Raw genomic sequence first — 14825 nt, forward strand, 5'->3', positions numbered from 1 at the left:
TCAGCTCCGCAATGTCTTTCCGGTGTCGGCGGCAAACAGATGCGCCTGCGACAGGTCGAGGCTCATGGCGACCCGCTCGCCCGACCGCAGCGGTCGCGGGTTCAGCATGCGTGACACCCAGTCCATACCGTTGAACTCGACGAACACCAGCGTCTCGTTGCCGAGCGGCTCGGTGACCGTGGTCGGCAGTTCGATCTGGTGGACGTCGGCCGCGCCGCCGGAACTGATGCCATGGCCGGTCGGATAGATGTCGTCCGGCCGCAGCCCGAACACGATCTTTTCGCCAGTCGCGACATTGGCCCTGAACTGGCCGGGCAGCGGCAGTCTTTCGCCGCTGGCGAAAACCAGCTGGCCGTCATCGATCGTGGCCTCGTGCAGGTTCATCGGCGGCGAGCCGATGAAGCCGGCGACAAAGCGCGTCGCCGGCCGCCGGAACACCTCGTCGGGCGTGCCGACCTGTTCGATATGGCCGTCGCGCATGATGACGATGCGGTCGGCGAGCGTCATCGCCTCGACCTGGTCATGGGTGACGTAGATCACCGTCGATTGCACCTTGGCATGCAGTTTCTTGATCTCGGTGCGCATCTGCGTGCGCAATTTGGCGTCGAGGTTGGAAAGCGGCTCATCGAACAGGAATACGTCGGGGTCGCGCACGATGGCGCGGCCCATGGCGACACGCTGGCGCTGGCCGCCGGACAGTTGCGACGGTCGGCGGTCGAGCAGCGTGTCGAGACCGAGGATGGCCGACGCCTCGGCGACGCGGCGGTCCATGTCCTCCTTGGCCGCACCCGCGATCTTCAGCGAGAAGCCGAGATTCTCGCGCACCGTCATGTGCGGGTAGAGCGCGTAGGACTGGAACACCATCGAGATGTTGCGCGAGCGCGGCGGCAGGTCGTTGACGACGCGCCCGCCGATCTCGATCGAGCCGGCGCTGATCTCTTCGAGCCCCGCGATCATGCGCAGTGTCGTCGACTTGCCGCAGCCGGAGGGGCCGACCAATGCGATGAACTCGCGGTCCGCGATATCGAGATCGATGCCGTGCACGATCCCGATATTGCCGTAGCGCTTGGTCAGTTTGCTGAGGGAAACGGTTGCCATTGGATCAGCCTTTCACCGCGCCGGAGGTCAGGCCGCCGACAAGGTGTTTCTGGACGATGTAGGTGAGGGTGAGCGCCGGAATGATCATCACCACGGCGAGCGCGCACATGCCGCGCCAGTCGATGGTGAATTCGGCGGTATAGTCGAGCAGGCCGACCGGCAGCGTCTTGGCGCTCACCGAGCGGGTCAGCTGCGAGGCCAGCGCGAACTCGTTCCAGCAGGTCAGGAAGGCGAAGATTGCGGCCGACGCGATGCCCGGACCGGCAAGCGGGAACTCGACCTGCCAGAAGGCCTGCCATCGCGTGCAGCCGTCGATCTGCGCCGCTTCCGCAAGATCCTTCGGCACCTGGCGAAAGAAGCCGTCGATCAGCCAGATCGTGAACGGCACGTTGAGCGCGACATAGGCCAGGATCAGCCCGAAATGCGTGTCGATGATGCCGAGCCGCACATACAGGAAGAACAGCGGCAGCGACAGCGCGATGCCCGGCACCGTGCGCGTCAGCATCAGGCCGAGGAAGACGCCGGATTTGCCGCGAAATCGGTAACGCGCGAAGGCGTAGCCGCCGGCCATGCCGATGGCGACCGCAATGGCCGTCGAAGTCACCGAGATGATCAGCGAGTTGCGGAAATATTCGATGACCGGGATGCCGCCCTTGCCGATGCCGCTGAACATGGCGACATAGGCGTCGAACGAGATCTCCTGCGGAATCCACACCGGCGGCTTGGCCATGATCTCGACCGTCGGCCGCAGCGACGACAGCACGATCCACAGGCCGGGCAGGCAGATGGTCAGCATCGCCAGGAACAGGCCAATGCGATAGACGACGCCCGTGAGCCGGCGCTTCAGGCGGGCGGAAGAATTCTCGTCCATCACCACTCAGCACCGATCTGCGTGCGCGCCGCGGCAAGCTTGTTGAAGAAATAGACGGTGAAGGCGATCGACAGCAGGATCGAGAAATAGGCCATGGCGTTAGCCATGCCCATGCGCCCGTCGCTGTAGGCGGTGCGCGCTACCAGCGTCCACAGCAGCTCGGTGCGGCCCGCCGGTCCGCCATCCGTCATGATCTTGACGATGTCATAGGCGCGCGCCACGTCGAGCGAGCGGATGGTCATGGCGATGTAGGCGAAAGGCATGACGAACGGCCATGTCACATAGCGGAATGTCTGCCACGGCGTGCAGCCGTCGACCCGCGCCGCCTCGACCGGCTCCTTGGGCATGGCGAGCAGTCCGGCCAGGATCAGGATGGCGAAGATCGCCGTCGACGACCAGATCTCTGCGATCGAGATGGCGATGAAGGCGAGATGACCCTCGATCAGCCACGGTATGGCGTCCCTGGCAAGCCCGAGCGACTGCAAGGCATTGTTCACCAGGCCGATATTGTCGTTGAACATGAACTTGAACTGGAAGCCGACGAGGATCGGCGAGAACATCATCGGAAACATCATCAGCGTGCGCAAAATGCGCTGCCCGCGAGTCGCCTTCTCGACCAGCATGGCGAGGCCGAGGCCGAGCAGCATTTCGAGATTGAGCGCGATCGTCAGCAGCAGCACCGTGCGGCCGAACGCCCACCAGAAATCGGTATTGGCCAGGATCGAAAGATAATTCCTGAAGCCGACGAAGACGAAGAACGTCTCGGGCCGTGTCAGCCGGAAAGGCGTGAAGCTGGAATAGAGCGACAACAGCAACGGCACCACGACGACCGCCGCCAGCACGATCATCGCCGGAAGCAGCAGCAGGAATGGCGCGGATGGCTTGAAGCCTTTCATCGGGATTCCGTGAGGTATTGCATTCAACTATCGGCCTCGTGCTCGTCGAGGCCCGGGCCAGGGTAGGGCTACCGCAAGACGTGATCGCCTCCCCCACATTCCAGATGGGGGAGGCGGTCTTGGGAGCGATTGCTACAGCTTGCCGGCGTCCTCGAGGATCTGCGTCGCCTTGGCGGCGGCATCATCCAGCGCCTGCTTGGAGGTCTTGTCGCCAAGGATAGCCGCCTGCAGCTCGGGATAGACGGCGTTCGAGATTTCGATCCACTCGGGCGTCTGCGGCACGGCGAAGGCGTGCGTGGCCTCCTCCTGGAAGGCGGAGAGGACCTCCTTCTTGTAAGGATCGTTTTCGGCCTGCTTCAGGTCCCAGTCCCACACGGCCGTGCGGGTCGGCAGCGGGCCCGCGGCCGCTTCGAGCTTCTGGCTGTCCTCATTGGTCAGCCACCACACCAGCGAGGCCGCTGCCTCCTTGTTCGGGCAGTTCTCGGTCACCGAGAAACCGTGGAACCCGGACCAGCCGGTGCGCTTGCCCGAAGATCCCTTCGGCGCGACCTTGACGCCGACATTGCCGGCGACCTTCGACGACTTCGGATCGTTGAAGAAGCCGGCCCAGCCCGGCCAGTCGAGATTGATGGCGACGGTGCCGGACGCAAAGCCCTGGCCGAGATCGTCCCAAAGATAATTGGTCGTGCCGGCCGGCACGGCCTTGGCCTTGTAGAGGTTGACGAACCAGTCGAGCGCCCGGATGCCCGCCTCGGAATTGAAGACGGGCTTGCCGTCCTTGTCGAGATACTCGCCGCCCTCGGCGACCACCATCTCGTAGAAGCGGCCGTTGATGGCCTCTTCCTTGCCGGCGAACTGCGTGCCGTAAAAATTGGGCGGGTTGGCGAAGAACTCGGCCTGCTCGGCGACTTCCTTCCAGCTGTCCGGCGGCACCAGGTCGTAGCCGTATTTGGCCTTGAACTTGGTCTTGTTGTCGGCGTTCTCGTAGAGGCTCTTCTGGTAATAGAGCGCCGAAACGTCGAACTGCGCGCGCGGCAGCATCTCCAGCTTGCCGTCGATGGTCGCCGCTTTGATCGTCGATGGCACGAAGGCTTCGATCTCTTCCTTGGGCAAGAGCATGCCGAGGTCGGTATAGAGGCCCGTATACTGCGGCGCGAACGACGAATGGTTCCAGCCGACGCACCAGTTGGTGCTGCCCGAAGCGATGTCGGACTTGAGCTCCTTGTCGATATCGAAGCCGTTCTTCTTGGTCAGGATGTTGACTTTGGCGCCGGTCAGCTTCTCCCATTCGGGGATTCGCTCGTAGAGCTTTTCGTACTGCTGGCCGCCGATCAGCTTGGCGTCGATGGTGACGCCTTCGAATTTGCCGGGCAGGTCGCCGGCAAGGGCAGCGCCTGCACCGAATGCAAGCAACAATGCGCCGGCACACACGCCGGAAAGCAGTCTGTTCATTGGTATCCTCCCTTGGTGCGCCTCAGCGGCGACCGCAACTCGTCTCGATGACAAGAGTGCTACATTCATATACAAACAAAACATTCACGGATACGTCAAGGCGAAAATTTGTTTCCGCCGGGCGCGTTCCTGCGTATATGAAGGGCAGAATTCACCGGAGGGACGAGCCATGGACGACAGCGAAGACGAGCGCTATCGCGCGCCGGCGCTCGACAAGGGGCTCGACATCCTTGAACTGCTGGCCGGCGTCGATGGCGGCCTGACGCAGGCCGAAATCGCCAAGAAACTCGACCGCAGCCCCAACGAATTCTACCGCATGCTCGACCGGCTGGTGCGGCGCGGCTATGTCACGCGGCTCGACGGCGACCGCTATTCGCTGACACTCAAGCTGTTCGGCCTGGCGCAGTTGCACGCTCCCGTCCGGCGGCTGGTTTCCTACGCCACGCCGCTGATGCGCGAACTGGCCGAGGTCTCGCAGCAGGCCAACCAACTCGTTGTTTTCGATCGTGGTTCCGCTGTCGTGATCGGTCAGCAGGAGGCGCCGAACTATTGGGGGATTTCGATCCGGGTCGGTGCCCACATCAGCCTGTTCGACACCGGCTCGGGCCATGTGTTGCTGGCGTTCCGCTCGCCAGAAGAGCGGCAGATGATGATATCGGAACATGTCCGCAGCACCGACAAGACGGCGCAACCGGCCGAGTTCTTCGCCCGTCTCGACCAGATCCGCGACCGTGGTTACGAGATGATGGCCTCGATGCAGACCGCTGGTGTCTTCAACCTGTCGGCGCCGGTGCGCGGTTCCGACGGCAAGGCGATCGCGGCGCTGTCGATCCCTTACATCACCGTCGTCAACGCGCCTTCCGCGCCCGATATCACAAGGACCATCGAGCTGTTGCTGGCAACGTGTGAAAGGCTGTCGCACCTTGCGGGGTCGGCCGTCGGCTCGTCGGCATGAATTCTTATTTGAATGAAGAATTCCCCCGTGAGATGATTGGAAAAGCCCGGAGGAGGAGCCCACGATGATCATCGACACCCATCTGCATCTGATCGATCGCTCGGTTCTGCGCTATCCCTGGCTTGCCGGCGTGCCGGCGCTCAACCGCGATTTCTCCTATGAGGAATATGCCGTGGAGGCGCACCGCGTCGGCGTCGAGCGCGTACTGCATATGGAGGTCGATGTCGATCCGGCCGACATAGAGGCCGAGATCGCTCGTGTCGAAGGGCTGTCGCGGCAGCCCGGCAGCATGTTGGCCGGGGCGATCGCATCCTGCCGGCCGGAAGAGGCTGGCTTTGCCGCTCATCTCGAGCGGCAGCGGGCAAATCCCTTCGTCAAAGGTTTCCGCCGGGTTCTCCACGTCGTGCCCGACGACCTGTCCGAAGGCGCAGTGTTTCGCGACAACATCAAGCGGCTTGGCGGCACCGGCCTGACCTTCGACCTGGTCGTGCTGCCGCATCAGATCCCGAAGGCGATCGCGCTTGCCGACCTGGCACCCGATGTCCAATTCGTCCTCGATCATTGCGGCGTTCCCGACATCAAGGGCAATGGCGAGCATCCGTGGCGCAGGCACATGAGCGAGATCGCGCGGCGCCCGAATGTCATGGCCAAGATTTCCGGTGTCGTCGCCTATGCCGATCCCGGCAGCTGGACCGTAGAGACGCTGCGGCCCTACGTCGAGCACACCATCAATTCATTCGGCTGGGACCGTGTCGTCTGGGGCAGCGACTGGCCGGTCTGCACGCTTGGTGGCGGCCTGTCGACCTGGGTGGCGGCGACCCATGCGCTGCTTTCGGGCTGCACCATTGCCGAGCGCGACAGGCTGTTGTCGGCGAATGCCCGCAAGCTCTGGCGGCTTGCCTAACCGGCCAACAGGGGATGTCGTTATTCCTGCGACACGGTTCACCAATCGCCGAGGTTTTTTGTGGCGCGATCCTGCCGTCCTGTTCTCCTCCGTTGGGTTCGTTCAGGTTTTCCCGCTCGCAGCACTGGACACCTGCGCCGGAGAACTCTGCCGGAACAGGCGATTGAGATCATCGACGACCTGTCGGGCCTTATGCCCGGCGGCCATGCCGGAAAGGAGGCGGTCGGACGCCGCCTGCTGGAATGCCATGTAGCCGTCATGGCGCGGCCGCACCCATGCGCCTTTAAGTGTCGCGCGCGTTTCGCGGTAGAAATCGCCGGCCGTGGCGTTGACGGTCTGGTCCTTCCAGGCCGCCGCATGGCCGGGCTGTCCGCCGGCGGCGGCGTAAAGACCACGCTGGACATCGCCGCTGGCGATCCAATAGGCAAAATCGATCGCGGCTTTTTTTGCCTTGGAAAAGGCCGACACGGCTATGCCGGTGCCGCCGAGCGCTGAGCCGACAGGGCCAGTCGAACCGATGACCGGGATGTCGCCGAAGGCCAGCCGCCGTGCACGAAAACCCGCCACCGCATAGGAGACGTAGCCATAGATCAGCGGCGCGCAGACGATACGGGAACCAGCTTCCGTCATCCGTTCCGAAACGGCGATCGGATCCATCTCGATGCAAGCCGGGTCGACCAAGGCGGCGATCTCGCACATCGCTTCGAAGGCTTCGCTGCCGGCCGCGGTGCCGATAAGGTCACGGGATGGATCGGTCGCGCAGGGATGACCGAGATTGCCGGCCAGCGTGTAGAACACCATCAGCGCATGGGGTGGCCGCAGCGGCAGCAGCACGCTTCCTTGCCGGGCAAGGTCGAGCACGTCGCTCCACCGCGCCGGCGGCGCATCGAGCGCATCCGGCCGCCAGGCCTGGACCTGGCTGGCCGCATCGATCGGAAACGCCCATTGCCTCCCGTGCCAGTTGTAGCTCGGATAAGACTGGCCGACGCTGCCCGAGGCGAGCGCGGCACGCTCCGCCTCGCGGCCGGCGACATCCAGCGGCGCAAGGCAGCGCTCCGCCGTGATCTGGCCGACATGCGGATGGTCGATGACGATGAGATCGTAGGCGCGCGCCAGCTCCTCGACCGGGAAGGATTCAAAATCCTGCAGCGAACGCTTGTCCCAGACGATGGCAACACCGGTCTTCTGCTCCCAGAGCGAAGAGCAGGCGACCATCGGATCATAGCCGCGCGGATGGCTCCAGGTCATGCCTTTGAGCGTGCTCACAGGCCGAACTCCTCACGGATTGCAGCGCTGTGTTCGCCGATGCGCGGTGCTGCCCGGTCGACTTTGGCCCTGATACCGTCGACCCTGAGCGGCGAACTCGTGGTGAGGATCGAGACGTCGTCCTCGCGCGTCACCGTCTGGAGCATGTCGAGCGACTGGAAACCCTCGCTCGCCAGCATTTCAGGCCAGGTCAGCACCTTGGCACACCAGATGTCGGCCGGCTCGAGGATATCAAGCCATTCGTCGATCGTCCTGGTGGCGATCCTCTGCGCGATGATCGCCTTGATGTCGTCGCGCGCGGTGAACCAGGATGCCGGTTCGTCGCGGTAGGGCGAGAGTTCATCGAGCGACAGCAGGTCGGCGAGTTTGGGGATCGGTGTCATGGCGATGGCGAGATAGCCGTCCTTGGCCGGGTAGACGCCGTAAGGCGCGGAGAGATAGGCATGCGCACTGCGGAAGCTGGAGCGGCGGGGCAAGCGGCGGCCGTCATTGAGGTGCGTGGTCAGCACCTCGAACTGGAAATCGACCAGCGCTTCCAAAAGGCTGGTTTCGATATGGCTCCCCTGGCCGGTGATGCCGCGCCGTACCAGCGCGGCCAGAATGCCTTGCGCGCAGGCGGCACCCGCCAGCATGTCGCCGATGGCAAGCCCGAACGGCACCGGCCCCTGGTCCTCGTCGCCGTTCAGCCACATCACCCCGGAACGCGATTGCGCCAGGAGGTCCTGGCCTGGCCGCTTGACCCAGGGGCCATCCTCGCCATAGCCGCTGATCGAGGCATAGACCAAGCGCGGGTTGATCTTGCGGACGGTCTCGTAGTCGAGGCCGAGCCGCTCGATGACGCCGGGCCGGAAATTCTGGATCAGCACATCGGCCTTGGCCAGCAGGCCGCGCAACGCCTTCAGGTCAACCTCGTTCTTCAGGTCGATGGCGAGGCTTTCCTTGGCCCGGTTGATGGCGTGGAAGATGGTGGAATCGCCGCCGATCTCGGTGTCGCTGAGATAGAGCCGGCGCGACAGGTCGCCGCCATCCGGACGCTCGATCTTGATGACCCGAGCGCCGAGATCGAGCAGCCTGAGCGAGCAGTAAGGCCCGGACAGGAACTGGCTCATGTCGACGACGACGAGACCGGCAAGCGGCAATTCGGCTGCAGCCGGCATCGTTACTTCTCCGTCTTGCCGACGAAATCGGCCGGGTTGCGATATTTCACCGTTTGCAGGTGCTCGCAATAGAGTACGAGCTCGCCTTCGCCCTTGAACACTTCGTAGCTGGCGCGGATCAGCCCCATTTCCTTATAGCGGGGTTTCTTGTCGAGGTTGGAACGGATCGAATAGATCGTATCGCCAATGAAGACAGGTTTGATGAAACGGAGCTTGTCGTAGCCGTAGGAAAAGGCGTTGACGCAGTTGGTGGCGACCAGCCCAAGTCCGGCCGAGAAGACAAAGGCGCCGGCGATCAGCCGTTTGCCGAAAACGCCTTCGCTTTCGGCGAACATCTGGTCCTGCACATAGGGGTGGATATCGAGCACCAGCGTGTTGAACAGGTGGCTGTCGCCTTCCGCCATGGTGCGGCGCAACGAGCGGATCTTCTGGCCAACCGGCCAGTCCTCGTAGAACCAGTTTTCGGCGTTCCACACCGGCAGGGCCGCGTGATCCCCGGGCATGTTTCTGGGGTGCGTCGAGGCGACGCCGACAGTGGGGGCGAAGTCGCTCATGGCCGATCTCGCGGGAGGCTCCGGGCAGCCATTTGAACACGCATCAAAGCGCCTGAAAGCACGACGTCTCCTCCCGCCAATCTTCTTTTGTAAATAGTATTTTCACATATGAGGTTACGTTGCAAGCATGAACAGGCGAAATCTTGGCAACTCCCGCGCGCCGAAGCGCTCCGGGACAGCGGGCAAAACATGCGAAATACCTGTCTGGCGCTTTGTCGGCAGCATGAACCGCGCGGCGCCCTGTTTTCAGGGCGCGCACGGCGCCGGTCTCGGCATCCAGAGCTTCGACGAGGAATGCTGGGATCAAAAATCGCCAAACCAATGATGCCGGAAGCGGGCTAAGCGGCGTAACCAGGCGCGGACGCTACCATATCCTGCACTGAACCGCGTAGCCGCGGCTCAGGCCTGCTGTATTGCCGAGAGTTTCCAGTTCGAGCCATTCTCACGCACGAATGTCCACAGCTCGGTCGTCTCTGTCGGATGTTCTTCATCGCCCTCGACCACCTTGCCGCTGGCCCGTTCGCGGGTCACGTCACGAGACTCGTAGCGCAATGCGGCCGTGGCGTAGTCGCGACTGTCCTCGCGCCAGCTTTCCGCGATGTCGGCCTGCAGCAAAGTGATGTCCGACACCTCGTTCCTGATACCTTTGTGTGCATTGTCGGCCAGCTCTTCGGACAGGTAGGACACCATCTCGGGGGTCACCGCCCGGCGCAACGCGGCATGATCTTCGCGTCCGAATGCTTCCTGGACGTCGGTCAACAGCTGCTGGAATGTATCGAGGTCGGTCTGAGCCAGCGTGATCTCATCGGAACCGGTGGCCGAAGAGCCTCCGCCCGAACCGCCGCCAAAGCCGGGAATTGTGAAGGAGCGTGCAGGGTCCGTCTGCTGCTGTGCCGTTGCGCGGTTTTCAAACCTCGAAGCCTGGGCATTGCCAGCGCCCGCGAGCGCGGGAACAGAAGATCGCGACCGGAAGAGCCTGATAGCCAACATGATTGCGCCACCGATGAGCAGGGCCTGAAGCAGGAAACCGAACATGCCCGCCAGGCCGCCGAAGCCCTGGCCTACGAGCAGGCCGATCAGGCCGCCGAGCAGCAGACCGCGCATCATTGTTCCACCGAAGCCGCTCATGAAGCCGGGCCGTTGCAGGCCGGCCTGCGGCTGTCGGGCCGCAGTGTTCACACCGGTGTTGGGCGTCATCGAACGCTCGATCGGAGCGGTCGGCGCCGGTGCGGTTCTGGTCGGCGGTGCCGATTGGAACGTACGCATGCCACGACTGCCGAAACTGCCGCCGCGGCGCGCCTCGGCATGATCCATCGCGACCATGGTGAATGCAAGAAACAGTCCCGCAAAGAGGGCGGAAAATCGGCTTGTGCGAGAGATCATCGGGGATGGACCTTTATCCATGTTGTTTTGGAAATTTTCGGCAAATGCCGGCCCAGCCATCGGCCGCTATGCGCTCAATCGAACAACTCTTCGAGGAAGGATTTCTTCCGCTTCGGATAGCGGTGGCCCTGCGAGCGGGAATAATCGTCGTCGCGGCCGTGGCCATGTTGCGACTGCGGGAATGCTGTCGGCTGCGGCGCGGGCGATGCGTCCCTGCCGGAACGCTCGATGATCTTGTCGAGTTCCCCTCGATCAAGCCAGACGCCGCGACACTGCGGACAATAGTCGATTTCGATACCCTGGCGTTCGCTCATCACGAGCGCGACGCGGCAGGAGGGGCAAACCAAACCAAGGAGGGAAGAAGACGTCATGTGGGGCTCCAAACCAGAAAGAAATGAGCCCGCTTGACCGAAAGGATGGAAACGGGCCCGTTATAGCGGTCCGACATCACGATCGCCAAAAGCGATAGTCAGAGGGGCCCGGCCCGCACCGGAGACTTAGGAATCCGGAGCCGTGCCTTCAAGGGCGATGTTGATTGCGAGGACAATTTGTTCGCCATCGGCTCAGGCTCGCGGCCGGGCTATTCGATCATAGTGCCGCCACGCAACATGAGCGTGTCTTGTGCGCGGCGATCCGGTGCCTGAACCGATGACGGGGACGGTTAGCGTTCAGATCGTCACCACGATCTTGCCGAACTGCTCGTTCGATTCGAGATAACGATGCGCTTCGACGATCTGATCGAAGGCGAAGGTCCTGTCGATGATCGGCCTCAGAGTGCCATCCTCCAGGCCTTCGAGGATGAACGCCTTGGCGGCCTGCAGCTTCGCCGCGTTGCCGGTGATCTCGTGGACGAGGTAGCCGCGCAGCATCAGCGTCTTGGCCAGCACGGTGGACAAGGGGAACGGTGTCGGCTCGGGGCTCAATCCACCATATTCGATGAGAATGCCGCCCCTTGCCATCGCCGCCGTCAGCGGCTCGAAGATCGGGCCGCCGATTGCGTCCAGCACCACGCGCGCACCTCGCGGTCCGGTGATTTCGCTCAGCCGCGCAGTAAGGTCTTCCTCGGCCGGCACCACGACTTCGGCCGCTCCGGCGTCGAGGAGGGCTTGTCTCTTGGCCGATGTTCGCGTCACCGCGATCGCGGTCGCGCCGACCTTGTTGGCGATCTGGATCGCGGCGAGCCCGACACTGCTCGACGCCGCCGTGATGACGACCGCGTCTCCGCTGATTAGTCCGGCAATGTCGATCAGGGCGCCGTAGGCGGTGAGGTACTGCATCCAGACGGCCGCCGCCGTCTGCCAGTCGAGCGATGGCGGATGCTTGACGACGAGCTCGGCGGGGTAGGTGACAAGCTCGCCATAAGCGGGCCAGCGGATCATCGATCGCGGCGGGATGACACTGACGGCGTCGCCTAGCGCGAAGTCTTTCACACCTTCGCCCAATGCCTCGATGACGCCCGCCGCCTCCAGGCCAAGCCCGGACGGCAGCTTCGGCGTCTCGATATAGGCGCCGGCGCGCAGCAGCGCCTCGGCGCGATTGACGCCGAGTGCCTTGACGCGGATTTGAACTTCGCCCGGCCCTGGTGGGGGAAGCTCGACATGTTCGATGCGCAGGACCTTCGATCTGTCCGGACCGATGGTTGGCAAGCATGTTCGCTTTCTCGAGGACCGGCTGGGCGTGCGCCTCATCAACCGGACCACGCGGCGGCAGAGCCTGACCGATTTCGGCCGCGCCTATTATGAACGCTGCCGGGTCGTGCTGGGCGAGGCCGAAGCCGCCGACGCGCTCGCCGCCGACCAGCTCACCGAGCCGCGCGGAAAACTGCGCGTCACCATGCCGGCGCATTTCGGCCGCCACTGCGTGACACCGGTGCTGCTGGCGCTGGCGCGGCAAATTGCTGGAACTCGACCTGTCGCTCAACGATCGCTTCGCCGATCTTGCCGATGACGGCTACGATCTAGCCATCCGGACCGGCGCGCTGGACGACAAGGCAGGCGTGATCGCGCGGCGCGTCGCGCGCCAGGCCATGGTCGTCTGCGCGGCGCCCTCATATCTGGAACGCCATGGCGAACTGCGGCGAATCGAGGATATCGGCGATCACCAGGCGATTGTCTACCGCCGGCTCGGCCAGATCGTTCAGCCATGGCTGTTTGCACGCGAGGGGCAACCCTCGCAGGAGATCACGCCAACCGGCCGGCTGCGGCTCGACGATCTCGACGCCATCGCCGATGCCGCGGTTCACGGCATGGGCCTTGCCTGGTTGCCCTACTGGCTGGTTCGCGAGCGCATCCAGGCCGGCGCGCTGGCGGCCCTGTTGCCGGACCAGCCGCGCTATCTCTACGACTGCCACGCACTTTGGCTGCAGACGCCGCACCTGCCGCTGAAGACGCGCCTTGCCGTCGATGCGCTGGCCGCCGCCCTGCCGAAATCCATGGCCTGACCGCCGCTTTGCCGCCTCGGCAAGGACGCAAACTCGGGTTTCTTTCGCATAGCTGGTATGGAGACCCGCTTCGGGTCTTTGAGGCGCAGCGTTCCGGTGCGATATGAATGGCTGACGGAAATATGCGCATCGCAGGAGAGACGTTTATGGCCAAAGGTTCGGATCTGTTCGTGGCCGCCCTCGAGAACGAAGGGGTCGACCGGATTTTCGGCATTCCGGGCGAAGAAAATCTGGACATGGTCGAATCCATCCGCCGTTCGTCGATCCAGCTGGTCCTGACCCGCCACGAGCAGGCGGCCGCCTTCATGGCCGCCACCTATGGCAGGCTCACCGGCAAGCCCGGCGTCTGCATCACCACGCTTGGCCCGGGCGCGCTCAATCTCTCGACCGGCGCGGCCTATGCGCTGCTCGGCGCGATGCCGATGATCATGATCACCGGCCAGAAGGGGATATTGTCATCGCGGCAGGCACGCTTCCAGATCGTCGACATCGTCGCGGCGATGAAGCCGCTGACCAAGCTGTCGCGCCAGATCGTCTCGCCGAAGATGATTCCGTCGCTGGTGCGCGAAGCCTTCCGCGTCGCCCAGGAAGAGCGCCCCGGCCCCGTGCATCTGGAACTGCCGGAAGACATCGCAGCGGCGGAGTGCGAGCCGATCGCCCTGGTGCCGACGCACCCGGTCGAACTGCCGATGGCCAGTGCGGCCGCGCTCGACCGCGCCGCCGGGATGATCATCGAGGCCAGACGCCCGCTGTTGATGCTTGGCGCGGCGGCGTCGCGGCCGCGCTCGACCTCCGATCTGGCCCAGTTCGTGTTGCGCACGCAAATTCCCTATTTCACCACGCAGATGGGCAAGGGCACCGTGCCCGGCGGCACCGAACTCTACATGGGAACGGCGGCGCTTTCGGAACGCGATTATGTGCATGAGGCCATAGAACAGGCCGACCTGATCATCACCATCGGCCACGACACGGTCGAGAAGCCGCCCTTCATCATGGGTGCCAGGGGACCGAAGGTCATCCATGTCGGTTATCACACAGCCGATGTCGAGCAGGTCTATTTCCCGCAAGCCGAGATCGTGGGCGATCTCGGCCCGTCGCTGAAGCTGCTGGCCGATCGCATCGAGGGCAAGATCCCCAATGCGCAGGCCCTGCTGCCGCTGCGTGAAGGCATTTTGAGCCGGATCGCCGCGCGCGCCACCGAGGATCGCTTCACGCCGCAGCGCATCGTGCATGACGTGCGTGCCGTGATGCCGGCGGACGGGATTCTCGCCCTCGACAACGGCATGTACAAGATCTGGTTCGCCCGCAACTACCGGACGCGCATGGCAAACACGCTGCTGCTCGACAATGCGCTGGCCACCATGGGTGCGGGCCTGCCGTCGGCGATGATGGCGGCGCTGCTCTATCCGCAGCGCCGGGTCATGGCCATCTGCGGCGATGGCGGCTTCATGATGAACAGCCAGGAACTGGAGACCGCCGTCAGGCTCAAGCTCAACCTGGTCGTCCTGCTGCTCGAGGACCATGCCTATGGCATGATACGCTGGAAGCAGGCGGTCGACGCGTTTCCGGATTTTGGCATGACCTTCGGCAATCCCGACTTCGTGAAATACGCCGAGGCCTATGGCGCCAGGGGGACCAGGGTCGGTTCGATCGGTGAATTGCAGCCCACGCTGGAGCAGGCCTTCACCGGCGGCGGCGTGCATCTCGTCGTCGTGCCGATCGACTATTCCGAAAACACCAGGGTGCTTGTCGAGGAATTGCGCGAGCGGCTGCCAGCGCCGCGGGCGAAATGACGGCACCGGCGCCTCACGGGACAGCTATGCGGTCAGCCGGCCCAGGCGTGCACCTT

13 protein-coding genes and 1 pseudogene are annotated in these 14825 nt (G+C 63.7%); 4 read left to right on the forward strand and 10 right to left on the reverse strand.

All coding sequences use genetic code 11. The features are described from left to right. The 4 genes from NKI49_RS15860 to NKI49_RS15875 all read right to left on the reverse strand — a co-directional run bounded on the left by NKI49_RS15860 (position 1) and on the right by NKI49_RS15875 (position 4317). Positions 1 to 1098: an ABC transporter ATP-binding protein gene (locus tag NKI49_RS15860; protein WP_352603970.1), complete on the reverse strand. Its 1098-nt coding sequence runs from the start codon at positions 1096 to 1098 to the stop codon at positions 1 to 3. Positions 1099 to 1102: 4 nt separating this feature from the next. After that, positions 1103 to 1969 carry a carbohydrate ABC transporter permease gene (locus NKI49_RS15865; RefSeq protein WP_352603968.1) on the reverse strand — a complete coding sequence of 289 codons (867 nt, stop codon included), beginning with the start codon at positions 1967 to 1969 and terminating at the stop codon, positions 1103 to 1105. Then, complete coding sequence (locus NKI49_RS15870; RefSeq protein ID WP_352603966.1) at positions 1969 to 2865, reverse strand: carbohydrate ABC transporter permease; 897 nt, start codon at positions 2863 to 2865, stop codon at positions 1969 to 1971. The genes NKI49_RS15865 and NKI49_RS15870 overlap by 1 nt, the downstream gene beginning before the upstream one ends. Before the next feature lie 132 nt (positions 2866 to 2997). Beyond that, positions 2998 to 4317 carry an ABC transporter substrate-binding protein gene (locus tag NKI49_RS15875; protein ID WP_352603964.1) on the reverse strand — a complete coding sequence of 440 codons (1320 nt, stop codon included), beginning with the start codon at positions 4315 to 4317 and terminating at the stop codon, positions 2998 to 3000. A gap of 169 nt (positions 4318 to 4486) precedes the next feature. On the opposite strand from NKI49_RS15875, the gene NKI49_RS15880 reads away from it, so the two are divergent. Beyond that, positions 4487 to 5272, forward strand: a complete 786-nt coding sequence (locus NKI49_RS15880) for an IclR family transcriptional regulator (protein ID WP_352603962.1) — start codon at positions 4487 to 4489, stop codon at positions 5270 to 5272. 64 nt (positions 5273 to 5336) lie between these two features. Then, entirely contained in the window at positions 5337 to 6176 is an 840-nt protein-coding gene (locus tag NKI49_RS15885) for an amidohydrolase family protein (RefSeq protein ID WP_352603960.1), read from the forward strand. Positions 6177 to 6278: 102 nt separating this feature from the next. Here the strand turns inward: NKI49_RS15885 and NKI49_RS15890 are convergent, their stop codons facing one another. From NKI49_RS15890 to NKI49_RS15915, 6 genes are all read right to left on the reverse strand, one after another. Then, complete coding sequence (locus NKI49_RS15890) at positions 6279 to 7424, reverse strand: extracellular solute-binding protein (RefSeq protein WP_352604036.1); 1146 nt, start codon at positions 7422 to 7424, stop codon at positions 6279 to 6281. A 14-nt stretch (positions 7425 to 7438) separates the two neighbouring features. Then, positions 7439 to 8599 carry a CaiB/BaiF CoA transferase family protein gene (locus tag NKI49_RS15895; RefSeq protein ID WP_352603958.1) on the reverse strand — a complete coding sequence of 387 codons (1161 nt, stop codon included), beginning with the start codon at positions 8597 to 8599 and terminating at the stop codon, positions 7439 to 7441. 2 nt (positions 8600 to 8601) lie between these two features. After that, positions 8602 to 9153, reverse strand: a complete 552-nt coding sequence (locus tag NKI49_RS15900) for a MaoC family dehydratase (RefSeq protein ID WP_352603956.1) — start codon at positions 9151 to 9153, stop codon at positions 8602 to 8604. 399 nt (positions 9154 to 9552) lie between these two features. Further along, on the reverse strand, positions 9553 to 10536 hold the full coding sequence (locus NKI49_RS15905) for a Tim44 domain-containing protein (protein WP_352603954.1): 984 nt from the start codon (positions 10534 to 10536) through the stop codon (positions 9553 to 9555). Between the two features lie 74 nt (positions 10537 to 10610). Beyond that, complete coding sequence (locus NKI49_RS15910; protein ID WP_352603952.1) at positions 10611 to 10907, reverse strand: TFIIB-type zinc ribbon-containing protein; 297 nt, start codon at positions 10905 to 10907, stop codon at positions 10611 to 10613. Positions 10908 to 11204: 297 nt separating this feature from the next. Beyond that, entirely contained in the window at positions 11205 to 12182 is a 978-nt protein-coding gene (locus NKI49_RS15915) for a zinc-dependent alcohol dehydrogenase family protein (protein ID WP_352695680.1), read from the reverse strand. Between NKI49_RS15915 and NKI49_RS15920 the strand changes: the two are divergent. Beyond that, positions 12142 to 12976 (forward strand): annotated as a pseudogene (locus NKI49_RS15920) (LysR family transcriptional regulator). The gene NKI49_RS15915 and the pseudogene NKI49_RS15920 sit on opposite strands and share 41 nt — an antisense overlap. Before the next feature lie 146 nt (positions 12977 to 13122). Beyond that, positions 13123 to 14769 carry an acetolactate synthase large subunit gene (locus tag NKI49_RS15925; protein ID WP_352603948.1) on the forward strand — a complete coding sequence of 549 codons (1647 nt, stop codon included), beginning with the start codon at positions 13123 to 13125 and terminating at the stop codon, positions 14767 to 14769. Positions 14770 to 14825 lie beyond the last annotated feature (56 nt).

Source organism: Mesorhizobium sp. M0587, from assembly GCF_040320945.1.
Taxonomy (GTDB): Bacteria; Pseudomonadota; Alphaproteobacteria; order Rhizobiales; family Rhizobiaceae; genus Mesorhizobium.